Consider the following 23243-nt stretch of genomic DNA (forward strand, 5'->3'; position numbering starts at 1 on the left):
TGGCCAGGCCGGACGTCCAGGATGGGCTGGCACCATCGACCAAAAGGATCTTTGCTTGACGCAGGGCAACAGCTCGCATTACCAGGTGCTCCGGATTCCGGTCACGGCGACCGCTAAGGAAATCAAGGTGGCCTACCGCCGGGCCGCCCGCACCGCTCACCCCGACCACGGCGGCGACCCGGCAGCATTCCGGCGCGTCACCCTTGCCTACGAGACGCTGATCGATGCGAAGAGCCGGGCCGACTACGACCGGTCGTACGGCAGCGGCGCCTTCGCGGGGCCGTCCCCTGATGAAGGAGCCCACTTTGACGCCCCGGCCGCCGGGAGCCGGACTTCGGCCAATGTTCGGCGCCCCAATACTCCCCGAAACACAGCGTCCGATGCCCCGGTCTTCGTGCCGCCGTTCGAGCAGTACGCCGGGTCCGGCGAGGTCCCGCTGATTCCGGCGAACGTGGCAAGCCAGCAGGCCCACGGGCTGCCCCGCAAACGGGGCATCTTTGGGGCCGAGGCCAGAATTCAGCGGGAAATGCGGACGGTTCAGCTCATCAGCAGGCAGATCCTCCCCGCTATCCCGGCCGCACGGCTGATTAACGGTTTGCAGTCCCCGGCGGACAACAGCCACATCGACCACGTGGTGCTCTCCGGCTACCGCATGGCGATCATCGGCTCGATGCTGTTGCCGCCCGGGGCCTATGCCTGGAACGGCAGCGCCCTCACCCATGGCGGCCGGTCCATCGCACCACCCCAGCTGGCCCACGTGGTCCGCCGGATGCAGGACATCTTCCCGGAACTGAACGTCACCGGCTGGACCGTTATCCACAGCACTGACGGCAACCTGCACGAGCCGGTCATCGACCGGCATCGCCGCTCCGAAGCGCATGAGACGGTGCAGGTGGTCAATGCTGCCGGGCTGGCACGGGGGCTCAAACAGTTCTTGAGTTCGGGGCCGGCTCCCAATACCGTCATCGTTCCGGTCCTTGCCCGGCTGCTGCGCGGCATGCACTAGCCGGCTCGCTAGGATGGAAGGGTGTTCCGCATCCTCTTTTATGCCCCAGAAATCCCCGGCAATACGGGCAATGCCATCAGGCTGGCCGCCATTACCGGTGCCGAGCTGCACCTGGTTGAGCCCCTCGGCTTTGATTTCTCCGACGCGAAGCTGCGCCGGGCCGGCCTCGACTACCACGACCTGGCGGTCGTGACCGTCCACCCGGACATGGAGGCCGCATGGGCGGCCCTTGCACCGAAGCGGGTCTACGCCTTCACCTCCGACGGCGAGGCTTCCTACACGGACGTTAGCTACCGGCCCGGGGATGTACTGCTTTTCGGCCCGGAATCCGTGGGTCTGCCCGAGGACCTCAAACGCGACCACCATGTAACGTCACGTGTCCGGCTGCCGATGCTGCCGGCGCTGCGTTCGCTCAACCTCGCGAACGCAGCCTCGATCGCGGTCTATGAAGCCTGGCGCCAAAACGGGTTCGCCGGCGCCAGGCTGTAACGACGCAACTTATTCCGACGCCCGCCCATCCGGCCGGCCAGCGGCCCCGAATCACTTCTGAAGCCCGGTTAAACCAAGAGGCGCAGGAAGCGTGGAAAGGAGCGAGGAACGGCAGGTGACAACTACTTTGCAGGTGGACAGACATCCCGCCCGGCGCGCTGTGAGAGACCACGCCCCGGAAAGATCCCGGCCTGGCCCGCGATTGGCGGCAGGCACCTTATGCTTGAAGGTGATGGAAACTCCCAACGCCCCGAACCCCGAAGCTGCTGCTCCTTCTGGCACTCCGGCCGACGTGAACCGCCGGCTCGGCGCACTCCTGGCGCAGGTTGCACACGGTGACCAGGCAGCTTTCGCTGAGTTCTACCAGCTCACGTCCCGGCGTGTCTTTGGCATGGCCCGGCGCGTACTGATCGATGTTGAACTCAGTGAAGACACCACCCAGGAGGTTTTCCTCCAGGTCTGGCAGAACGCCTCTAAGTTTAATCCTTCGGCGGGCACCCCGCTGGCCTGGCTGATGACGATTTCGCACCGACGGGCCGTGGATAAGGTCCGATCGTCCCAGTCCTCAACTGACCGGGAAGCCAAATACGGCGCCAGCAGCCAGGATATCGATCATGATTCGGTCTCTGACGAGGTCGGCAGCCGGCTTGAGGCCGAGGCAGTGGTCCGATGCCTGGAGACGCTGACCGACACACAACAGGAGTCCGTACGGCTTGCCTACTATGGCGGGCTCACGTACCGGGAAGTCGCAGAGAAGCTCAATGCTGCGGTGCCTACCATCAAGTCCCGCATCCGCGACGGACTAATCCGACTGAAAACCTGTCTGGGGGTGAGTTGAGATGACCGACATAAATCCACGCCACAACGGCCGCGTCACTGGCGGCTTTGCCGCCGATATCGCCACCGATCTTGCTTCGGGGCGTGCGGCTGACCTCGCCGAGGTGTATGCCTTGGACGCCATTACCGACGCCGAACGTGCCGCCATCGAGGCTCACCTCGCCTCGGCTCCACAGCCCGAGCGGGCCGCCTTTGACGAACGCGTCCGGCAGGCACGGGAGACACTTGCCGTCAGCTTTGCTGCGGAGGAAGAACCTCCGCAGGGCCTGCTGGACCGCATCATGGCCAACCTGCCGGGTCAAGAAATCGGGGCGCCGCCGGAGCCGCACCAGGGGCGCGGGCCGTCTGCTGTGCCTCCGGTGGTGAGCCGGCCCGTCCGCGACTCCGCAGCGCCCGCCATCGGCGACGAACTCGGCGCCGCCCGCAAGCGCCGGGAGGAGAGGCGCCGTCCGCAAGGGATGCGCAACTGGCTCGTCGGCGTCGCGGCCGCAGCCGTAATCGCCATGGGTGGAGTCGGCGTCGGGGCCTACGTCGCGAACCAGAACGATCCAATGAATCAGGTCCTTCAGGCCGGCGATGTCCGTCAGGAGACAATCGATGTCGTTGGCGGCGGCACGGCGACGGTGTCGGTCTCCAGCTCGAAGGATGCGATCGTCGTGAGGATGAACGACGTCCCGGCACCGCCGGCGGGCAAGGTCTACCAGATGTGGCTGATCCCCAAGGACGGATCGGCTCCGGTATCCCAGGGCTTGATGAATGCCGAAGCCCTGTCCAAGCCTGCAGTGGTCAAGGGCATCAGCACCGCCGCAGCTCTCGGCATCACCGTGGAACCGGCCGGTGGCTCGTCTAAACCGACTATGCCCACCGTGGCGGCCGCCCCGCTGGGAGCATAGCGTCAGGACCAGATACCACAAAGCCGCGCAGGCCTTGTCCCTTTAGACAGGGATCAAGGCCTGGGCGGCTTTTTGTTCGCGCAGCTCAGGTCAGACTAGAACCCGGCGATGGTCCCTGGCCCGTTGATTGCAACGACGTGGAACGCCTCCGCGCTGCGGCCGGCCGGGAACCCGCCGCGTTCCGCTGTCCGGAGCATGAGCCCACGGACGGTGCGGTCCATGGCCTCGATGTCGGGGTGCTGACTGACGTGGATATGGATGGCGGCGAGTTTGTCCTCCACCTGTTCCGTCACATCCACAACGTGGTTTTCACGTTCCGCAGGCCCGGCGAAAAGCCACAGCCACGGCAACTTATAGGCCGGAAGTCCGGCCTCGGCCAGCTCCGGATACGCAAACGGGTTCTCCAACGCCGGATACACCGCCCGGGTCACCGCCTCCCCCACCGCCAGGTGGTCGGGGTGGCTCTTCTGGATCCTGGTCCAATTCCGTTCCGGATGCATCGAGAGCACAACGTCGGGCCGGATCTGGCGGATCAGCCGAACCACCTCGCGGATCACGTCGTGGGTGGGCTCGAGGTACCCGTCGCGCTCGTGCAGATAGTAAATGTCACTCACCCCGACCAGGGCAGCGGCACGGCGTTGTTCCTCATTCCGCAGCCGGACGATCTCGTCCCTCTCTCCGGGGTCAAAGCCGCCCGCGTCGCCGTCGGTCATGATGCAGTAGCTGACGTCTATGCCGGAAGCGGTCCAGGCCGCTACGGTGCCGGCGGCACCGAAATCGATGTCGTCCGGGTGGGCGGCGAAGCACAGCACCCGTTCGATCCGTTCGTGCTCCGAATCAAACGGGCTTGGCGCCGAGGGGCTAAGGGTGTCCAACGGGTCAGCCCCGGCGCTTCTTGATTTCTTCGGTGGCCTGCGGCAGGACTGTAAAAAGGTCCCCCACGATGCCGAAGTCGGCGATCTCGAAGATGGGCGATTCAGCGTCCTTGTTCACGGCCACGATCACTGTGGCAGTCTGCATGCCGGCCTTCTGCTGGATAGCCCCGGAGATGCCTGCGGAGATGTACAGCTGGGGCGAAACGGTCTTGCCGGTCTGGCCGATCTGCGCGTCGTGGCCGATCCAGCCTGCGTCAGTTGCGGCGCGGGAAGCGCCGATGGCAGCACCGAGGGCATCGGCGAGGTCTTCGACCGGGCCAAAGTTGCCGTCAACGCCGCGGCCGCCGGCCACAACGATCCGCGCCTCGGTGAGCTCCGGACGGCCGCTGGCGGCCTTCTCGTTGCGGGCCGTAATCCTGGCCGACGCCGCGGGGGCAGTCTCCGGTACCTCGACGGTGACGGTGGCCGGCGCCGTGCCGGTGACGGCAGGCTCCGGCGTGATGCTGTTGGCTTTGACGGTCAGGACAGCGACCGGCGTCGTGGCCTTCGCTGTGGTGATGTAGGAACCGGCCAGCACGGACTTGTGCGCGGTTCCGTCAGCGTCCACGGCGACGACGTCGGTGATGACTCCGGCGCCCAGCTTGATGCCGAGCCTCGCAGCGATTTCTCTGGCTTCCGCCGAGTTCTCGGTCAAGACGACGGTGGCATCGGCGGCGTGGACCGCGGCTGCCAGGTAGGAGGCCTTGGGGCCGACGAGGTAGTCGTCGAGGTCCGCTGCGGACGGCCGGTACAGCATTTGGGCGCCATAGGCTCCCAGGGTTGCTGCGACGTCGTCGTGAAGTTCCCCGATGAGGGCGACCGCCGGCTCCCCAAGGTACCGGGCAATGGTGAGCAGCTCCAGGCTGGCCTTCTTCAGGGCCTGGCCGGGGTTGTCAATGAATACGAGTACTTTTGCCATGTCTGGGAATCCCCTTAGAGCAGCTTCTGGGCGGCCAGGAACTCGACCAGCTTGATGCCGGCATCGCCCTCGTCGGTGATGATGGTGCCGGCGGTGCGCGCCGGGCGTGCCTCGGCGGATTCGACGGCGGTCCAGGAACCTGACCGTCCGACGTGCGCCGGGTCGACGCCGATGTCGGCAAGGCTCAACGTGGTGATGGTTTTCTTCTTGGCGGCCATAATGCCCTTGAAATTCGGGTACCGGGGGTCATTGATCTGGTCCGTGACCGAGACGAGGGCGGGCAGCGTTGCCTCGACGGTGTCGGCGTGGGCATCGCCGTCGCGGCGGGCGGTGAGCGTGGCGCCGTCGAGTTCCAGCGAGGACGCGAAGGTGACCTGCGGCAGGTCCAGGCGTTCCGCGAGCTGGGCCGGGACCAGGGAGGTCTCGCCGTCGGTGGAGGCCATGCCAGTGAGGATAAGGTCCGCCGGGGTGTCCGCGCCAAGGTGGCGGATGGCGGCGGCCAGCGCAAGCGAGGTGGCCGCGGCGTCGGAACCGGCCAGAGCGTCGTCGCTGAGGTGGACGCCTTCGCTGGCACCAATCTGCAGGGACTTCTTCACCGCGTTGACGGCACCGGCAGGGCCCATACTCAGTGCGATGACCCTGTTGCCGGCCGCTTCCCCGCCGCGGGCCTCGATCAGCTGGAGTGCGGCTTCGAGGGCGTACTCATCAAGTTCGGACAGGATGCTCTCGGAGCGGTCTGTTGTGTTGCCCGCTCCGGTGAGGTGCCGGTCGAACTGTGCGTCCGGGACGTGCTTGACCAGCACGATGATCTTCAATGTCTCTTCCACTGTGTTTACAGCAGCCTTCCATGCGGGTGGACAGCCAGCCGGGTGGGGTCGTGGCCACGGAACGCCCGGGGAGCCGGGTTTCTCCTAGCTAACCATATCGGCGAGCACGGACGCGGCCCGGTTAAGGCCTGTGTCAGGGCTGCGGGCGTCCCCGCGGCAGTGCCGTGCACAGCCAGAGGGCCGGGCGGCACCTGACGGCGCCTCCCGGCCCTCTACCTGGCCGAGCGAACCGTTCCTACTGCTCGGCTGCAGCCCCGAGGGTCACATCGAGTTGCTGCTCCTTGCCGCTGCGCAGGACCGTGACCTTCACCGAGGCCCCGGCGGCCTGCTCGCGCACGGCGGCAGTGAGCTGGTTCGGATCGCTGATGGTGAGGTCCTGGAACTTCGTCACGACGTCGCCGACTTTGAGGCCAGCCTTGTCCGCTGCGGAACCTGGTTCAACAGTGGCAACCTCGGCTCCGACGGAGAATCCGGACGCTGCGCTGCCGGCAGCCTTCTGCTTGACACTGACACCAAATTGGCCGTGGGTCGCCTTGCCGCCGCTGATGATCTCCTGCGCAATCCGCTTGGCGTTGTTAATCGGAATGCTGAAGCCCACGCCGATGTTTCCGCTGCTCGCGGTGTCGCCGCCGGCCGAGGCGATTGCGACGTTCACGCCGATGACCTCACCCTTGGTATTGATCAGGGCGCCGCCGGAGTTTCCCGGGTTGATGGCCGCATCGGTCTGGATCACGTTGATCGCGATGCTGCCTTGGTTAGTGGTGCTTTGCCCCTGCCCGCCGTCCGGCGGGGCAAACTGGAAGCCCTGTCCGCCGCCCTGGGAGCTGTCCGCCCCTTGCTTCGGCACTGCCGACGAAGCGACGCTGATGGTGCGGTTCAGCGTCGACACAATGCCATCCGTCACGGTTCCCGTCAGGCCGAGGGGCGAGCCGATCGCGACGGCGGTGTCGCCGACGTTCAGCTTGCCGGAATCGCCCAGGACAGCCGGTACCAGCCCGGAGGCGTTCTGGATCTGCACGACTGCAAGATCTGAGAGCGGGTCGGTGCCGACGACCTTTGCACTGTAGACCTTGCCGTCACTCAGGCGGACTTCAATCGCGGCGTTGGCCGCCGTGCCGTCGAGGGTAACAACGTGCGTGTTCGTCAGGACGTGGCCGTCAGTGTCCAAAATTATGCCGGAGCCGGTACCACCGCCGCTGCCGCTTGATGCCTTGATGGTCACGACGCTTGGCGTGGCCTTCACGGCAGCCGCGGTGATGGCATTAACATCATCCCGGTTGTTCACAATGACAGGACCGGCCTGGCTGCTGCTGTTGCTGGTTCCGGTGGAGGTGACGCCTCCGCCGCCCCCGAGCAACTGGGTGGTTCCGGCTACCACACCGCCGCCGACAAGGCCGGCGGCGAGGATGCTGGCAATGAGGGTGGGGACACCGAACGCCGCCTTGCGCTTGGGGGCGTGGGCGGGATTGGACGCGTAGGCCGACCCGGGAACGGCACCGCCGTAGCCGCCATATTGCGGCTGGCCGGAAGCGGACTGGCCACTGGAGTACTGGCTGGGCGGGTGCTGGGACTGGCCAAAGGCGGAGCTGCCGGCCGCCGGTCCAAAGGCAGGGCTGTGCTGCGGGTCGGGCTGGCCCGGGGTGTGGCCCTGCTGGACGGGGGCGGGGGCCTCGCCGAACTGTTGCGTCACCGGTGCCGGCGGACCACCGTACGCCGGCTGATGCTGGGGATAGACCGGCTGCGGAGCGTTGTCCGCCGTTGGCTCCAGCCGGAGTGTCGGGTTCTCGTGCGCTGAGTCCGGCGCGGAGTCGCCCTGGGGGTGCCCTGAAGTGCCCTCGTGCGGCGCGGCTGGCTCCCGGTTCTCTGCTGACGCGCCCTGCGCTGGGTTCTCAGTCATAAGACTTCCTTTCATCCTCGTCTGCATTAACTATGGACGATCACACTGATACTAAAGCGCACGTTTGCTGGGAGGTTGCTGAATGGTTCCGCGTGCCGTGACACAGCTTCCAGTTACCCATTCCGCGCTTTTCGCTGGTGGCATATTCCCATCGATGGACGGCCACTTGGGGGCACCATAGAATCAAATGGAATTGCCACAGCGACCTGCGGCTATACATCAGTGCGGCAGGTACTGCGGCGATCTTGACGACCGGTTCGGCCCGAACTGGTCGCAGAAGTGCTGAAGGGTTGCCATGCGGTCTGCTTTGACTCGTTTCCTCGCCATCGTGGGCGTTGCCGGACTGCTGGCGATTCCGGCCGCTCCAGCCTTGGCCGAGGACCCGGTAACGATACCCTCCGGACAGAATGTCCTTGACAGCGGAAATGTACTCGGCAGCCGCAAGGGCGAGGTCCAGGACGCAGTTCAGAAGCTCCTGAAAGAGCACAAGTACAACCTCTACGTCGTGACCGTAAAGACGTTCGAGAACCCCGCTGAACCCAAGGCATGGGCGCAGGCCGTGGCAACGAAAAAGGGCATGGGGCGGGCCGATGTCATCCTAGCCATGTCCGACGACGGCAAGTACTATTTTTCGCCGAATTCGGCCAGCGCCATCTACTCCAAGACCAGCACCATCAGCCAAAATGCGATCGTCGCGAATCTGGCCGGCGGCAAGCGCGACTTTGCCCAGGCGGCCATTGATACTGCCGTTGCCGTCGGCGACGCGGCCGGCGGCGGGAGCGGCTCGGTGTCCTCGGGCGCCGGCGCCGGCAGCGCCGTGCTGGTCGGTGTGGGAGTCGTAGCAGCTGGCGGGGCCGGCGCCTACTTGTACTTCCGGAATCGGCGGAAAAGGGCCACCCGGGGGGCCGCTACGGACCCTGACCAGCAGGGCGCCGATCTGGACCCGCTTGCCGGGCTCACCGCAGCGGAACTGCGCCGCAAGAGCGGCTCGCTGCTGATTGCCGCCGACGACGCGATCAAGTCCAGCGAGCAGGAGCTTGGCTTTGCCCAGGCGCAGTACGGCGATGCCGCCGTCGGCAACTTCACAAGGGCCCTGCAGGACGCCAAGGGCCACATGTCCGAGTCCTTCAAGCTGCAGCAACAGCTCGACGACCACATCCCGGACACCGAGGAGCAACAGCGCACCTGGCTCGGCGAGATCATCCGCCGCTCCGAGTCAGCCCTTTCCTCGCTGCAGGAGCAGAAGGCGGACTTTGATTCCCTGCGTGAGCTTGAAAAGAACGCCCCGCAGGCCTTGGCCACCGTTGCCTCCGGCGCCGGGGAGGCAGAAGCGAGGATCGCCAGCGCCGAGCAGTCCCTCACCGGGCTGCGCGCCAAGTACGCCGAGAGCGCCCTGGCCCAGGTTGCGGACAACATCAGCCAAGCCAAGGAGCGGCTCGCCTTTGTGCAGAATGCTTCGGTAACGGCCCGGGAGAAGCTCAGTGCCGGCGAAGGAAGCCTCGCCGCCGTCGCCGTCCGGGCAGCTGAAGAAAGCCTTCATCAGACCAATGTGCTCATCGACGCGATCACCAAGGTCGCCGGCAACCTCGAGGAGGCACATAGCGGGCTGGAGTCTGCAGTCGTCGACACCTCCCAGGACCTGGCCCAGGCCAGGGCCATGATCCAGTCCGGGGAGCACCCCGAGCTGGCCGGACCCGTAGCCGCCGTCGAAGCGGCACTGGCCCGGGTCAAAGCCGAAATCCAAGGCGGCAAGATTGATCCGATTGCCACCCTGGAACGCGTCGAAACGGCGCACCAGACGTTGGATTCGGCCCTCGCCGGGATTCGTGACCAGCAGGAGCAGGCCCGGCGGGCCCAGGCCTCGCTGCAGCAGAGCATCATGTCCGCCCAGGCACAGATCAGCGCGACGTCGGACTACATCACCGCCCGCCGCGGCGGCGTCGGCACTGAGGCCCGCACCCGGCTTGCAGAGGCCCAGCGCAACCTGGACTACGCCCTTTCCATTTCCCGCACGGACCCCGTCACCGCGCTGCAGTACGCCCAGCAGGCCCACAATCTCGCTGCCCAGGCAGCGCAGCAGGCACAGTCCGACGTGGACCAATTCGGCGGCTACGCCAACCAGGGCTATGGCCGCGGCGGGATGTTCGGCGGCGGCGGCGGTGGCGGCCTCGGCGGCGCCATCCTAGGCGGCATCCTCATCAACTCCATCCTGCACGGCGGAGGCGGCGGCGGTTGGGGCGGCGGCGGAGACTCCGGCGGCGGCTGGGGCGGCGGTGGAGACTTTGGCGGCGGCGGAGACTTTGGCGGCGGCGACTCGGGCAGCTTTTAGCCGGCCCGCTGGCCACACGAAACTAGGCGCCGGCGGGGACGCTCCGGCTGGCGGGTAGAAGCGGTACATTTCACTGTTCACCGATATTCAGTGGGCACCACTGAGCAGGACGAAAGGTAACACCATGAAGCAGTCCATTTTCGGCCGCATGGCGCAGCTGGCGAAGGCCAACATCAATTCCCTGCTGGACCAGGCTGAGGACCCACAGAAGATGCTCGACCAGATGGTCCGGGATTACACCAACAACATCGCCGAGGCCGAGTCCGCCGTCGCCCAGACCATCGGCAACCTGCGGATGCTCCAGGACGACTACAACGAGGACATCAAAAACGCCCAGGACTGGGGTAAAAAGGCCCTCGCCGCCTCCCGCAAGGCTGACGAATACCGCGCCGGGGGCGACACCGTCGACGCAGAGAAGTTCGACAACCTGGCCAAGGTGGCCCTGCAGCGCCAGATGTCCGCTGAAAACGAGGCGAAGTCCGCCGAGCCGAGCATCGCCTCTCAAACCGAGGTTGTTGACAAGCTCAAGCACGGCCTGGACCAGATGAAGGGAAAGCTCAACGAGCTCACCAGCAAGCGCAACGAACTCGTGGCGCGCTCCAAGACGGCGGCGGCTCAGACCCAGGTCCACGATGCGTTGAAGAGCATCGACTTTATGGATCCCACCTCCGAGGTTGGCCGTTTCGAAGAGAAGATCCGGCGCGAGGAAGCCAAAGTCCGCGGCCAGCAGGAACTCGCCGCTTCGAGCCTGGACGCACAGTTCAACTCACTTGAGGACCTTGGCGAGCAGACCGAGATCGAAGCCAGGCTCGCTGCGCTGAAGTCCGGCGGCTCGCCGGCCGCCCTTGCCGCCGGTGAGAGCCGCCCCGCAGGCTCCACCGTCGAGGAAGCAGACTTCGACAAGCTGTAAGCCCGGCCGGGTTTCCGCCGGGTCTTCGCAGCGCGTTCGGCCAGGGCCGGATCCCTTGGACCGTCTCCGGACGGCCCAAGGGGTCCGGCCCTTGTTGTTGTGCCTGCGGCGCGGCAGGGCGTGTACCGTGGATCCATGTCTTTGGGATCCCGTTCTTCGACAATTGTCTGGCTCCGCGACGACCTCCGGCTGGACGACAATCCGGCCTTGAGTGAAGCGGCCTCGCTGGGTCAGCCGCTGACCGTGGTCTATGTCCTCGATGAGGCCTCCCCCGGGGTGCGGCCCCTCGGCGGCGCCACGAAGTGGTGGCTGCACCACTCCTTGGCAAATCTTGCTGCCGGGCTTGAGGGCAAAGGCTCCCGACTGCTGCTGCGCCGCGGTCTGGCCGCTGAGGTGATCCGGGAGCTCGCGGACGAAACCGGAGCCGCGACATTGCTCTGGAACCGCCGCTACGGCGGCCCGGAACGCGAGGTGGACGCCGGCATCAAGGGTTGGGCCAAGGAGCAGGGTCTCACAGCCGCCAGCTTCCAGGCGAACTTGATGTTTGAACCGTGGACGGTCCGGACCGGTGCCGGCGGGCCTTACAAAGTCTTCACGCCCTTCTGGCGGGCCTGCCTGGAGGCACCGGAGCCCCGGCTGCCCTTGGACCCTCCGGGGCGCCTCCCTGCCCCGGCAGTGGGCGCGGAGGGAACGCTTCCGGACAGCGACACGCTCGACAGCTGGGGGCTGCTCCCCCGGAGGCCGGACTGGAGCGTCGGACTCGCCGGCAGCTGGCAGCCCGGGGAAGCCGGGGCCCACGAACGGCTTGAGGACTTCCTCGACGGTCCTGTGGAGGACTACGGCACCGGCCGCAACGTCCCCGGTGTCGAGGGCACCAGCCGGCTCTCCGCGCATCTGCGGTTCGGCGAAATCAGCCCTTTCCGGGTCTGGCACGCACTGCGCGAACGCTTTGGCCCCGCGGCTCCGGGCGATGTAGCCGTCTTCCGCTCCGAACTCGGCTGGCGGGAATTCTGCTGGCAGCTGCTCTACGAGAACCCGGAACTGGCCACCCGGAACTTCCGGCCCGAGTTTGACCGTTTCGACTGGCAGAAGCCCTCCGACGCCGAGCTGGCGGCCTGGCAGCAGGGCAACACCGGCTATCCCCTGGTCGACGCCGGGATGCGCCAGCTCTGGCAGACCGGCTGGATGCACAACCGCGTCCGGATGGCGGCCGCAAGTTTCCTGGTCAAGAACCTGCTGGCCGACTGGCGGCTCGGCGAGGCCTGGTTCTGGGACACCCTGGTGGACGCCGATGCCGCCAGCAATCCGGCGAACTGGCAGTGGGTGGCTGGCTCCGGCGCCGACGCCTCGCCGTACTTCCGGATCTTCAACCCGGTCACCCAAAGCAAGAAGTTCGACGCCAGCGCCCGCTACCTGCGCAAATACCTCCCGGAACTGTCCGGTTTGGACGATAAGGCAATCCACGAACCGTGGAGGGCCGGGACTCCGGCCACAGGATATCCGGAACCGGTCGTTGGGCTGCCGGAGTCCCGGGCCCGGGCGCTGGAGACCTATCAGCGGCTCAAAGACGGCTAGGGCTTCGCCACCGACCCAAAACAAAAGGCCCGGATCAACAGATCCGGGCCTTTCCTTTTCTTCTTCAGTTGCGGGGACAGGATTTGAACCTGTGACCTCTGGGTTATGAGCCCAGCGAGCTACCGAACTGCTCCACCCCGCGTCGCTAGATCAACACTACCCTAGTTTTGTGGCCGGCCGGACCGCCGCCGTTGACAGCTGTCCGTGGACGCCGCCAACGGCTCAAAACAGAAAGTCCGGAACACTGTTAACAGTGTTCCGGACTTTCTCTTCAGTTGCGGGGACAGGATTTGAACCTGTGACCTCTGGGTTATGAGCCCAGCGAGCTACCGAACTGCTCCACCCCGCGTCGCACTATTAACTCTACCGGCAGGTGAACGTGAGGCCAAATCGAGGCGGCGTGATGTGCGTCTCCCGGGCCGCAGCGCAGGACGCGGCGAACCCTCAGGAGAAGGCGAAAGGCCGGGTCCGCGCTCACAAGGAGCGCGAACCCGGCCTCGGCCCGTGATGCGGACGGCCGTTATTAGCTGACCGTGCTCAGCTGCTCGGAGTCGGCGCCGGGGTGGCTGCCGGAGCCGGAACCGGCGTCGCGATCTTGGCCTCAGCAGTGATCGCCCGCTGCAGCGCCGCGGAAAGGATCCTCTGCTGCTCGCCATAAGCAGCGAAGTCACCCTTTGCGAGGGCGTCCTGGCCTGCTTTGATGGCTGCGTTGGCATCGTCCAAAGCCGCCTTCAGCTCTGCTTTCGCGTCCACGGAGCCGGGAGCGGGTGTGCCGTCCGGCGCGGTGGGCGTCTGCCCGTTATTGGCCGAATCGCCGGCGCTGGCCCCGGACTTACCGCCGAACAACTGGTTCAACGCCTCATCGAGCGTCGGGGCAAACCCGATCTTGTCACCAAACGCCACCAGGACGCGCTGCAGCGTCGGGTACGAGGTTTCGCCAGTGGACTTAAGATACACAGGCTGGACGTACAACATGCCCCCGCCTGCCGGCAGCGTCAGCAGGTTGCCATTAAGGACAGCCGACGCACCCTGACGGAGCAGGTTCAGCGCCTGCGAGACGGTGGGGTCGGAGTTGAACTTGTTCTGCGCCTGCCCCGGACCGGGGATGTTTGCCTCCGGCGGAATCTGCAGGAGGCGGAGCTGGCCATAACTCTCGGCCTTAACGCCCTTCTCGCTGCCGGCGTCGGAGTCGGCCGCCAAGAACCCGTACAACACGTTGCGGGCGTTCCCGTTAACAACCTGGGGAATGAAGGACGACGTCAGCTGGAAGGCTGGCTTGTCCTGGTTGGGCATCTTCAGCGACATGTAATAGGGCGGCTGATTAACGTCGTCCTTGGCTGTCGGATCGTTCGGGACGCTCCAGGCATCGTTGTTGGTGTAGAAGCTATCGGCCTGGGTGACGTGATAGCGGCCCAGCAACTCCCGCTGGACCTTAAAGAGGTCCTCCGGATAGCGGACGTGGCTCATCAGGGCTCCGGACATTTCCGAAAACGGCTTCAACGACGTCGGGAAGACTTTCTGCCAGGACTTCAGTACCGGGTCCTGATCGTCCCAGGCATAAAGTGTGACTTTTCCGTCGTAGGCATCCACCGTCGCCTTGACGGAGTTCCGGATGTAGTTGACCGAGGTGTTGGGCAAGGACGCCGTCCGCCCGGAGGTCGTCTGCGAGTCGGCGGTGGCTGCGGAAAGCTGTTCCTGCTGGGAGTACGGGTAGTACTGGCTGGTGGTGTACCCGTCCACAATCCATTTCACCCGCCCGTCCACAACTGCGGGGTAAGCGTTGCCGTCCACGGTCAGGTACGGAGCGACCTTCTGGACCCGCTCCCGCGGATTGCGGTCGTAGAGGATCTGCGATTCGGGATTGACTCCGTCGGAGAGCAAAAGGTCCGAGGACTGGAACTTGATCGCGTACAGGACCTTGTTAAAGAAGCTCCCTACATTCGGGCCGCCGTCGCCGGTGAAGGTGTACTGCGTTTCCCCGTCGCCCTCCTTGCTGGCGGGCCGGTCCTGCTCGCGGTGCTGGGAGCCGTCCGGTGCCCCCACTACGGAGTAGTCGGGCGACTTTTCTCCGAAGTAGACCCGCGGCTGATAGCTGGAGTCATCACCTAGCACGCCCGTGGACGGGATCCCTGACTGCAGGAACTCCGGCTTGCCGTCAACCGTGAACTTGTTGCCTTTCGCGGCGACGACGCCGTAGCCGTGGGTGTAGACGACGTGGCGGTTCAGCCACGACTGCTGGTTGGCGCTCAGTCCGTCCGGGTTCAGTTCACGGACGGCAATAACGGTGTCCTGAACTTTTCCGTCGATCTCGTAGCGGTCAACATTAAGCGCGCTCGGGAACTGGTAATAGGGGCGGTACTGTTCGAGTTGCGAGAATGCGTCCGAGATCAGGTTGGGGTCCAGCAGACGGATGTTGGCTGTGGTCTGGGCGTCCGGCGCCAGGGCCCCTGTGGTGGCGTTGGTGGTGGCGTTGTAACGCGTCTCCTGGATCTTGTCCAGGCCGTATGCCGAGCGGGTCAAGGCAATGTTGCGCTCAATGTACTTCTTCTCGAGGGTCTGCTCCGAGGGCCTGACCTGGAACTGCTGGATCACCCACGGGTAGACCCCGCCGGCCAGGATAGAGGTGATGATGAGCATCGCGGTACCAATCACCGGCAGGCGCCATTTGCCGATCACCGCGGCGACGATAAACAGCACCGCAACCAGGGCAGCGGCGACGGCCAGAATGGCTTTGGTGGGGATCACGGCGTTGACGTCCGTGTACAGCGCCCCGGCCCACCGGCCGCCGCTGTTCTGCACGGAGGTGAACCGGTCCAGCCAGAAGTTGACGCCCAGCAGCAGCAGGAACGCTGCGCCGGAGACGGCGAGATGGATCTGCGCTGCCCGGCTGGTAAAGATGCCGCGTTCCATAATGCGGATGCTGCCGTAGAGGTAATGCGTCATAATTCCGGCAACTCCGGCAACGATGATGACACTGATCAGGAAGCCGGTGATGAAGCCCAGGAAGGGCAGGGTCATCAGGTAGAAGCTGATGTCGAGCCCGAACTGGGGATCGGTCTCGCCGAAGGATTCCTGGTTGAAGAACAGCAGCACCTTCTGCCACTGGCTGGCCGCGGCGCTCCCGGCGAACAGGCCGAAGAGTACGGGCAGGCCGATCATAACGAGGCGGCGGATCGGTTCAAGCTGGACCTGGTAGCGGTTCAGGTTGTCCCGGATCTCCGAGTCCGGCGCGTAGACCGGACGGGAGTTGTAAGCGATCCGGATGGCGAAAAAGACAGCGGCGAACATCAGCGCGAAGCCGGCCACGAAGATGGCGATGCGCGCAAGGTTCTCGGTCAGGAACACTTCGAAGTACCCCAGTTGCTGGTACCAGAGGACGTCCGTCCAGACATTGGCGAAGAAGATGAATCCGACGACGATCAGTGCCACAACAATCAACGTCGGCGTCAGCGCGCCTCGTCGTCGCAGGGGTCTTCCGGGCGGGACGGTGCTGGCAGGACGGGACAAACTCGGTACCTCATAGCTGGTAGACAGTTACTGGTTTTTAGTTATCGGTGCGGCACGTCGATCCAGGAATCGGGCGTTACTGAATTCTAGCCACCGCCGGCATCGTGCCAACAGATCGCCGACGCCGTCATCAAGTGCCACGAGTGGCAGCTGATCTTAGTTCCGCGGCCAGTCTAGTTGCTGGCGCAACCCGGCAGGCCCGACATGTCGGTTCCGGACGCGGCGACGTCGACTGCGTGCCGTGCATCCGCCAGAGTTTCGACCCGCACAACCTGCAGCCCGGCGGGAATATGCCCAACAACCTCGTCGCAGTTCGCCGCCGGTGCAAGGAACAAAGTGGCGCCGCCGGACCGTGCACCGTGCATTTTTTGGCTGATGCCGCCGATCGGGCCAACGGCGCCGTCGGGAGTGATTGTTCCGGTGCCAGCGATGTGCTTGCCGCCGGTCAGGTCTCCCGGGGTCACCGTGTCCACGATGCCGAGGGCGAACATCATCCCGGCGCTGGGTCCGCCGACCTGGTCCAGGGAGATTTTGACGTCGAAGGGAAAAGTGAATTTGTACTGCAGCATGATCCCAAGGATGAACCGGCCGGATGAGGTCTTCGACGGCGTGATGCTGGCCGTCACATTGCTGCCGCCACGGTCGACGACGACATTCACCGGGGCGCCGTCGCCGGCGGCAAGTTCAGCCTGGATGGCACTCAGCGCCGTCGCCGGCTTTCCGTTGACCGACACGAGTATGTCGTTGTTCTGGAGCTTCCCGGCGGAAGCGGAGCCCTCCGGGACACCTGCAACCTGCAATTTCTGCTCGAACGCGATTCCCAGCTCAACCAACGCCGCAGCCACAGCGTTCTCTTGGGAAGTGGTCATGGCGACGGCGCTTTCCTGCTGGGACTGTTCTTTCGTTACCCCTTTAGGGAAGATCAGTTCCTCGGGATATACGGCTTTGGAACCGTTGAGCCAGGCGGAGAACGCCTCAAAGACCGATACCGGTCCGTTGGGCCCGCCATCAACATAAACAGTGGTCAGGTCCAGGTTTCCCTTGGCGGGAAACGCTTCGTGGCCGGTGACGCTGATGACCGGTGTGCCGTTGTCCGTGCCCAAGGTATTAAACGTCGGTCCCGGTGATTCCACGACGTACGGGACAGGCAGGCTCACGGCGGTGACGCCGAGCGCCAGCGCCAGCAGGCCCGAGACGAACATCGCCGAGGACCGCTTGTCACGACGCTGGCTCCGGCCTGGCCTCGCGAGGAGTGCCCGTCGGCCCCCGACCTGGCTGCCGGCCTGCTCACCCTGCGTAGTTGTCACTGATGGACCTCCCCCTGCCGCCGCGCGGGAGCCCCGCGGACCCCCGATTGGCGCACTGCGTCCGCAGAATGCGCCGCGGCTTGCGCCTGCCAATATTCCAGTTCCCAACACTACGCGCTCGGCGGCCGGCCTGGCTCTTTGCCGACAGCGAACGCGCAGTCGTTTCAGCAGACAGCCTGCTGGCTGCGGGGTAGCGTGAACTTCAGAAGCAGCCACACCGACGATCGGCGGGATCATGACCTCCAACCCACTTAATCCGTCCAACGGCGACGAGGAACCCAAGGATCCGCTGGCCGAAATGCTGAAGAACCTGATGGGCGGGCAGGGAATGGGGAACATCGACCCCGCGGAATTAGCAAAAGCCGCGGGCCTTCCGGACGATCCCAAGCTTTTGGCCCAGATGTTCTCCCAGGTTCAGGCCATGATGAGCTCATCCTCCGAGGGCCCCGTGAACTGGGAGCTGGCCCATGAAAACGCCCGCCGGGTGGCCGCCAGCGGCGCCGACCCGTCCATCACGGCACAGCAGTCCCGCGAGGTCGATGAGGCGCTGCGGCTCGCGGAACTATGGCTTGACCAGGTCACGGACCTGCCGGCCACCGGACTGATCGGCCGGGCGTGGTCCCGGGCCGAGTGGGTCGAGGAAACTCTCGGAACCTGGAAGCGGCTGACCGAACCGGTGGCCGACAGCGTCGCCAAGGCACTCTCCACAGCCATGACGGAGCAGATGCCGGAGGAAATGAAGTCCATGATGGGCGGTGCCTCCTCCATGCTGCAGAACATGGGCGGGGCGATCTTCGGCATGCAGCTGGGCCAGGCCATCGGTGCACTGTCCGCCGAGGTGGTCAGCTCGACGGATATCGGTGTGCCCCTGGCCGATCTCGAAATGGCACTGCTGCCGGCCAACGTGGCCAAATTCGGCGAGGGCCTCAGCCTGCCGGAACACGACATCCTGCTGTTCCTTGCGGTCCGGGAGGCGGCCCATGCCAGGCTCTTTGTGCAGGTCCCCTGGTTGCGGGGTCACCTGCTCGGCGCGATCGAGGCCTATGCCCGCGGCATCCACATCGACACCTCGAAAATCGACGAACTCGCCCGCGATCTGGATCCGGCCAATCCGGAGGGTATCCAGGAGGCCCTGTCCCAAGGCGTCTTTATGCCCCAGCGAACCCCCGCCCAGGACCAGGCGCTCGAAAAACTTGAGACCGCCCTGGCACTCGTGGAGGGATGGGTTGATGAACTGAGCTGGGCCGCCACAGAGAAGCTGTTGCCCGCGGCCGCGGCGCTCCGGGAGACCGTGCGGCGCCGCCGCGCCTCGGGCGGACCGGCTGAACACGCGTTCTCCTCCCTGGTAGGTCTGGAGCTGCGTCCGCGCCGGCTGCGGGAAGCCGCAGCACTGTGGGCCTCGCTCAAGGAGGAACGCGGGACCGAGGGCCGCGACGCGATCTGGCAGCACCCCGATTTGTTGCCCACCGCCGAAGACCTGGACGATCCCAAAGGCTTCAGCGAGCGCCGGAAGCTGGCCGAAGCCAGCGACTCTGAGGTTGACGACGCCCTCCAGAAGCTGCTGAGCGGCGGCTTCGACGAACCCGGCGGCGACCGGCCGGCCGGGGAAGAACCCGGCGGTGCCGGCCCTGACGACGCAACCGACGCAGGCGACACGCCCAAGTCCTAAACAGCCAGTCGCCCGCCCCCGGCTGCGTTTCCGGCCGGGGTGGGCCAAGGCGCTATCCGCAGGAAACGCCTGCTGTGCCGTCCGTACCATTGTCTGTGTTGCCGGGTGCCAGGCCGCGCGATGTCGCGAAGGAAACCCCCTCAAGGAAGGCCCTGGCCCGCGCAGTCTCCGGGTAGGCCTCGAGCAAACGCCAGAACGCCGCGTTGTGGCCGGCGACCAGCAGGTGCGCCAATTCGTGCAACAGCACATAGTCGATGACCCACTGCGGCATGGGCTGGAGCTTGTCAGAGAGCCGGATGGTCCCTTCCGACGGCGTGGCGGACCCCCAACGGGAGTTCTGGTTGCCCACCCACCGGACCGAGGACGGTTCGGCCCGGCCGCCCAGGTACTTTGCGGAGAGTGCGGCGGCGTGCGCCCCGAGGGCGGCATCGTTGCGCGGACGGCGTCGCCCGGCGCTGCGCTCCCCCTGGCGCCGCAGCTTCTCAAGCATCCGGTGCACCCACTCGCGTTCCTGGGCCCGGCTGAAGCTGGCCGGTATGGCGACAACTGCGGTGCCGTTTTCCCAGAAGGCGGCAACGGTCCGGCGTCGACGCGCGGAGCGCCGCACTTCCACCGGCGAGCCGTCGGTGGTGGTAAGGGGTGTGGGTGCGGACGCTGCCGGGCCGCTTGCCCGCGTGGTGCTCCCGGCCACTAGAGTGTGGTGCTTTCGACCAGCACTGCCAGGACTGCCTCGCCGTACTTCTCCAGCTTCGACGGCCCCACCCCGGGAAGAGTGGCGAGCTGTTCGAGGGAGTCCGGCCGTGCTTCGGCAATGGCAGTCAGCGTGGCGTCGGTGAACACCACAAAAGCCGGGACGTCGGCTTCGAGCGCTTTTTCCTTGCGCCACTGCCGGAGCGCGTCGAAAGTCTGCTCCTCGTAGCTGGGCGGGCACTGGTTGCACCGGCCCACCTTGCGTTCTGCGCCGGAGGAGAGCATGGTGCCGCAGACCCTGCAGGTAGCGGGCACGGCCGCCTTGCGCCGCGGCGCGGCCCCCTTGCCGCGGACCGAGGAGCTGGCCACAGAGTCGGGCCGCAGGCCGTCGAGGAACCGCGAGGGCTTTCGGTTGGCGCGGCCGCCCGGGGTGCGCGCGGTGGACCAGGACAGGAACAGGTGTTCCCTGGCCCTGGTGATCCCCACGTACAGCAGGCGCCGTTCCTCATCCACGGATTCGGGGCTGTCGGCGAAGGAGATCGGCATCAGCCCCTCGCTGAGCCCCACGAGGAACACCGCGTCCCATTCGAGGCCCTTGGCGGCGTGCAGCGAGGCAAGCGTGACACCTTGGACGGTGGGGGCGTGCTGGGCCAGGGAGCGTTCCTGAAGTTCATTGACGAAATCCGCCAGGGTGAACGCTCCGCCGCGGCTGATCACGAGTTCGTCGGCCAGCGCAACCAGCGCAGCGAGCGATTCCCAGCGTTCCCGGAGCGCGCCGCCGCTGTGCGGAGCCGAGTCCGTATAGCCGAGCGAGGCGACGATGTCGCGGACTAACTGTCCCAGTGGCTCGGGGCTGGCCGTTTCGGAGACGGCCCGGGTAGCCGCCCGCAGCTGCAGGATGGCGTCGCGGACCTCCTTGCGGGCAAAGAACCGTTCACCGCCGCGCAACTGGTAGCCGATACCGGCCGAGGCCAGTGCCTGCTCATAGGCCTCGGACTGCCCGTTGGTGCGGAACAGCACGGCGACCTGGCTGGCCGGAGTGCCGGCGTCAAGGAGTTCACGGACCTTCACGGCGACGGTTGCGGCTTCGGCTTCGTCATCGGAACACTCGGTGAATTGCGGCACCGGTCCGGTCGGGCGCTGCGCCACGAGTTGCAGAGGCGTGGCCCAGGCAGCGTCGGCGGCTGGCCCGGCGCTTCGCCGGCCGGCCAACAACTCATTGGCGAGCCGTACCACCTGCGGGGTGGAGCGGTAGTCGCGGATCAGCTTGACCACTGCGGCCTGAGGGTACTGGGCCTTAAAACCAAGCAGCTGCTTCGGCGAGGCGCCCGTGAAGGAGTAGATGGTCTGGCTGGCGTCCCCGACGACGCAGAGCTCGTCCCGGCCGCCAAGCCACAACTCCAGCAGCCGCTGCTGCAGCGGCGAAACATCCTGGTACTCGTCAACAACGAAGTGGCGGTACTGCTCCCGGACGGTGGCTGCGACTTTCGGGTCCTCCTGCAGGATGCCCACAGTGATCAACAGGACGTCCTCAAAGTCGATTACGTTCCGGTCCGTTTTGACGTCCTCGTAGGACTGAAAGACACGGGCGACGGCGGTCAGGTCAAAGCCGCCCGGGGCGCCGCGGCCTTGGGCTTTCTCCAGGTAGTTGGCGGGCGTCAGCATGGAGACCTTGGCCCACTCGATTTCCGAGGCCAAATCGCGGATGGACGCGCGGTCGGTGCTGAGCCGCAACCGCCGTGCCGCTTCGGCAATCATCTGGGCCTTGTGGTCCAGCAGGTTTGGCAGGACGCCGCCAACGGCCTGGGGCCAGAAGAACTGGAGTTGGCGCAGCGCGGCGGCGTGGAACGTGCGGGCCTGAACGTTCCCGACACCGAGGTCCCGGAGTCGGCTGCGCATTTCCGCCGCGGCCCGCGAGGTGAAGGTGACAGCCAGCAGCCGCTGCGGGTTGTAGACGCCGGAGTGCACCCCGTAGGCGATTCGGTGGGTGATGGCGCGGGTCTTGCCGGTGCCTGCCCCGGCGAGGACGCACATGGGGCCCTGCAGGGTACTGGCAACTTCCCGCTGTTCAGCGTCCAGGCCGCCGAGGATGCGTTCCTCAAGGGAACGGTTGTCCGGCGCCGGAGGCTCGGCATCCGGGCGGTCGTCTGGCCGAACTGCCGGGAAGTCACTGGACTGGAAGAGATCTTTGTTCACTGTTGCTGCTCAGTCGTTTGAGGGTGTGCGGTGGATACGCGGCGGGACCCTCAGCGCGGGGATGCCGGTGCAGGTGGTCAGGAGGGGCTCCTCATACGTTGTCCGCACGGTCCTGGATGAGCCCGCCGTACCAGTGTTCGATCAGGGCACGGGCGATGGACAATCTGCTGGAGATGACGATCTCTCCGCTGAGTACTGCCGCTTGCAGTTCGCTTCGGCTGAACCAGCGTGCCCGGGTCACTTCGACGCCGTCGGGTGTGGCTTCTGCGTCCGCGGTGGTGGCCGTGAAACCGAGCATCAGCGAGGCCGGGAAGGGCCACGACTGGGAACCGAGGTACTGGCAGGCGGAGACCCGCACGCCCACTTCCTCACCGATCTCGCGCACTACTGCCTGCTCCAGCGACTCCCCCGGTTCGACGAAGCCGGCCAGGGTGGAATAGTTCTTCGCATCGAGCGGGCCGCCGCCGCCGAGCAGCAGCCGGCCGTCCGGACCCACCACTGTGACGATGATGGCCGGATCGGTGCGCGGATAGTGTTCCGATCCGTCGGCGGGACAACGGCGGACCCAGCCTCCGCTCTCCGTCGTTGTAGCGGTGCCGCAGCGCGGGCAGTGGGTATGTGTGGCATGCCAGTTGGCGATGGCGCTGGCTTCGATGAAGAGGGCGGTGTCCGCGGGGTTCAGGGCGGCGGCCACTTCGCGGAATCCCGCCCACTGCGCACCCCGGGGGATGCCGGCGATGTGGGCTTCGAATTCCTCGGCCTGAACCTCGAACTGCTGCGGCAGGATAAAGAGGACCAACTGGGTGCCCGCCGCAAGGTCCGATCCGGGCAGTGCCGTTCCCAGGTAAATCAGCTGCTCCGGGGCGTACGCCGTGTCCTTCAGGTGGCGGGCAAGTTCTGCCGCGTCCAGCAGCACCAGGCTGCTGCCGTCGATGAGGGCCTGCCGGCCGGAGAGCACCATGGCCCGGGCGCCGCCGCCAGCGATGAGCTCCTCGAGCATTCCCGGCTTCAGCCGTGCTGCGGAACCGCGGTCAATCAGCGCCGGGCGGACCGGAAGAATTGCGTCGTGAAGCAGGTTGGCGGCCAAGGCTGCAGGCGGGGAGGCTGAGGCGGCGTCGCGGGGGTGGTTCTCTGGTGCCGGATTCTCCGCAAGACTCATGTACCTACCGTACTGACTCCCGCTGACAATTGACATTTGTTCGCCCCGTATGTGGGCAGCCGCACGTGTCCAGCCACACGCGGAGACGCACGCGGCACCGCGGCACCGCGGCACCACAC

General features: G+C 65.9%; 17 protein-coding genes and 2 tRNA genes. 8 read left to right on the plus strand and 11 right to left on the minus strand.

Features of this window, described 5'->3' with window-relative positions; genetic code table 11:
• The first annotated feature begins 55 nt into the window (after positions 1-55).
• The 4 genes from QI450_RS11385 to QI450_RS11400 all read left to right on the plus strand — a co-directional run bounded on the left by QI450_RS11385 (position 56) and on the right by QI450_RS11400 (position 3225).
• The gene (locus QI450_RS11385; RefSeq protein WP_226773713.1) at positions 56-1006 is read left to right on the plus strand and encodes a DnaJ domain-containing protein; all 951 of its coding nucleotides are present in this window, start codon (positions 56-58) and stop codon (positions 1004-1006) included.
• Positions 1007-1027: 21 nt separating this feature from the next.
• Entirely contained in the window at positions 1028-1495 is a 468-nt protein-coding gene (locus tag QI450_RS11390) for a tRNA (cytidine(34)-2'-O)-methyltransferase (RefSeq protein ID WP_226773712.1), read from the plus strand.
• 232 nt (positions 1496-1727) lie between these two features.
• Positions 1728-2333, plus strand: coding sequence for a sigma-70 family RNA polymerase sigma factor (locus tag QI450_RS11395; RefSeq protein ID WP_226773711.1), 606 nt, complete (start codon positions 1728-1730; stop codon positions 2331-2333).
• A gap of 1 nt (position 2334) precedes the next feature.
• Positions 2335-3225 carry an anti-sigma factor gene (locus QI450_RS11400; RefSeq protein ID WP_226773710.1) on the plus strand — a complete coding sequence of 297 codons (891 nt, stop codon included), beginning with the start codon at positions 2335-2337 and terminating at the stop codon, positions 3223-3225.
• Positions 3226-3320: 95 nt separating this feature from the next.
• On the opposite strand, the gene QI450_RS11405 is transcribed toward QI450_RS11400, so the two are convergent.
• The 4 genes from QI450_RS11405 to QI450_RS11420 all read right to left on the minus strand — a co-directional run bounded on the left by QI450_RS11405 (position 3321) and on the right by QI450_RS11420 (position 7782).
• A complete protein-coding gene (locus QI450_RS11405) occupies positions 3321-4100 on the minus strand; it encodes a PIG-L deacetylase family protein (RefSeq protein WP_226773709.1) in 780 nt (259 codons plus the stop codon).
• Positions 4101-4104: 4 nt separating this feature from the next.
• Positions 4105-5058, minus strand: coding sequence for an electron transfer flavoprotein subunit alpha/FixB family protein (locus QI450_RS11410; protein ID WP_226773708.1), 954 nt, complete (start codon positions 5056-5058; stop codon positions 4105-4107).
• Positions 5059-5072: 14 nt separating this feature from the next.
• Positions 5073-5885, minus strand: a complete 813-nt coding sequence (locus tag QI450_RS11415; protein ID WP_226773707.1) for an electron transfer flavoprotein subunit beta/FixA family protein — start codon at positions 5883-5885, stop codon at positions 5073-5075.
• Between the two features lie 235 nt (positions 5886-6120).
• A complete protein-coding gene (locus QI450_RS11420; RefSeq protein WP_226773706.1) occupies positions 6121-7782 on the minus strand; it encodes a trypsin-like peptidase domain-containing protein in 1662 nt (553 codons plus the stop codon).
• 295 nt (positions 7783-8077) lie between these two features.
• Between QI450_RS11420 and QI450_RS11425 the strand changes: the two genes are divergently transcribed.
• The 3 genes from QI450_RS11425 (at position 8078) to QI450_RS11435 (ending at position 12596) form a co-directional block, all read left to right on the plus strand.
• Entirely contained in the window at positions 8078-10111 is a 2034-nt protein-coding gene (locus QI450_RS11425; RefSeq protein ID WP_282468014.1) for a TPM domain-containing protein, read from the plus strand.
• A gap of 124 nt (positions 10112-10235) precedes the next feature.
• Positions 10236-11021: a PspA/IM30 family protein gene (locus tag QI450_RS11430; protein WP_226773816.1), complete on the plus strand. Its 786-nt coding sequence runs from the start codon at positions 10236-10238 to the stop codon at positions 11019-11021.
• Positions 11022-11156: 135 nt separating this feature from the next.
• Complete coding sequence (locus QI450_RS11435) at positions 11157-12596, plus strand: deoxyribodipyrimidine photo-lyase (RefSeq protein WP_226773815.1); 1440 nt, start codon at positions 11157-11159, stop codon at positions 12594-12596.
• A 68-nt stretch (positions 12597-12664) separates the two neighbouring features.
• On the opposite strand, the gene QI450_RS11440 is transcribed toward QI450_RS11435, so the two are convergent.
• From QI450_RS11440 to QI450_RS11455, 4 genes are all read right to left on the minus strand, one after another.
• Positions 12665-12738: transfer RNA gene (locus QI450_RS11440), tRNA-Met, on the minus strand.
• Positions 12739-12871: 133 nt separating this feature from the next.
• A tRNA-Met gene (locus QI450_RS11445) sits at positions 12872-12945 on the minus strand.
• A 188-nt stretch (positions 12946-13133) separates the two neighbouring features.
• Positions 13134-16103: a UPF0182 family protein gene (locus QI450_RS11450; protein WP_226773814.1), complete on the minus strand. Its 2970-nt coding sequence runs from the start codon at positions 16101-16103 to the stop codon at positions 13134-13136.
• 173 nt (positions 16104-16276) lie between these two features.
• Positions 16277-17305 (minus strand): S16 family serine protease, encoded by a 1029-nt coding sequence (locus tag QI450_RS11455; protein ID WP_226773819.1) that lies wholly within the window; start codon positions 17303-17305, stop codon positions 16277-16279.
• 340 nt (positions 17306-17645) lie between these two features.
• Between QI450_RS11455 and QI450_RS11460 the strand changes: the two genes are divergently transcribed.
• Positions 17646-19079, plus strand: coding sequence for a zinc-dependent metalloprotease (locus QI450_RS11460; protein WP_226773813.1), 1434 nt, complete (start codon positions 17646-17648; stop codon positions 19077-19079).
• Between the two features lie 52 nt (positions 19080-19131).
• On the opposite strand, the gene QI450_RS11465 is transcribed toward QI450_RS11460, so the two are convergent.
• The 3 genes from QI450_RS11465 to nudC all read right to left on the minus strand — a co-directional run bounded on the left by QI450_RS11465 (position 19132) and on the right by nudC (position 23124).
• Positions 19132-19770: a M48 family metallopeptidase gene (locus QI450_RS11465; protein WP_226773812.1), complete on the minus strand. Its 639-nt coding sequence runs from the start codon at positions 19768-19770 to the stop codon at positions 19132-19134.
• Positions 19770-21860, minus strand: a complete 2091-nt coding sequence (locus QI450_RS11470) for an ATP-dependent DNA helicase UvrD2 (protein WP_226773818.1) — start codon at positions 21858-21860, stop codon at positions 19770-19772. Before QI450_RS11470 ends, QI450_RS11465 begins: the two co-directional genes overlap by 1 nt.
• A gap of 196 nt (positions 21861-22056) precedes the next feature.
• A complete protein-coding gene (gene nudC, locus QI450_RS11475) occupies positions 22057-23124 on the minus strand; it encodes an NAD(+) diphosphatase (protein WP_226773811.1) in 1068 nt (355 codons plus the stop codon).
• Positions 23125-23243 lie beyond the last annotated feature (119 nt).

It is taken from the genome of Arthrobacter sp. EM1, from assembly GCF_029964055.1.
In the GTDB taxonomy this organism is placed as follows: Bacteria; Actinomycetota; Actinomycetes; order Actinomycetales; family Micrococcaceae; genus Arthrobacter.

Coding starts and splice junctions, on each gene's coding strand:
- QI450_RS11395 (WP_226773711.1), top strand. CDS start 1,728: ATGGAAACTCCCAACGCCCCGAACCCCGAAGCTGCTGCTCCTTCTGGC.
- QI450_RS11400 (WP_226773710.1), top strand. CDS start 2,335: ATGACCGACATAAATCCACGCCACAACGGCCGCGTCACTGGCGGCTTT.
- QI450_RS11410 (WP_226773708.1), bottom strand. CDS start 5,058: ATGGCAAAAGTACTCGTATTCATTGACAACCCCGGCCAGGCCCTGAAG.
- QI450_RS11420 (WP_226773706.1), bottom strand. CDS start 7,782: ATGACTGAGAACCCAGCGCAGGGCGCGTCAGCAGAGAACCGGGAGCCA.
- QI450_RS11425 (WP_282468014.1), top strand. CDS start 8,078: ATGCGGTCTGCTTTGACTCGTTTCCTCGCCATCGTGGGCGTTGCCGGA.
- QI450_RS11430 (WP_226773816.1), top strand. CDS start 10,236: ATGAAGCAGTCCATTTTCGGCCGCATGGCGCAGCTGGCGAAGGCCAAC.
- QI450_RS11435 (WP_226773815.1), top strand. CDS start 11,157: ATGTCTTTGGGATCCCGTTCTTCGACAATTGTCTGGCTCCGCGACGAC.
- QI450_RS11455 (WP_226773819.1), bottom strand. CDS start 17,305: ATGTTCGTCTCGGGCCTGCTGGCGCTGGCGCTCGGCGTCACCGCCGTG.
- QI450_RS11460 (WP_226773813.1), top strand. CDS start 17,646: ATGACCTCCAACCCACTTAATCCGTCCAACGGCGACGAGGAACCCAAG.
- nudC (WP_226773811.1), bottom strand. CDS start 23,124: ATGAGTCTTGCGGAGAATCCGGCACCAGAGAACCACCCCCGCGACGCC.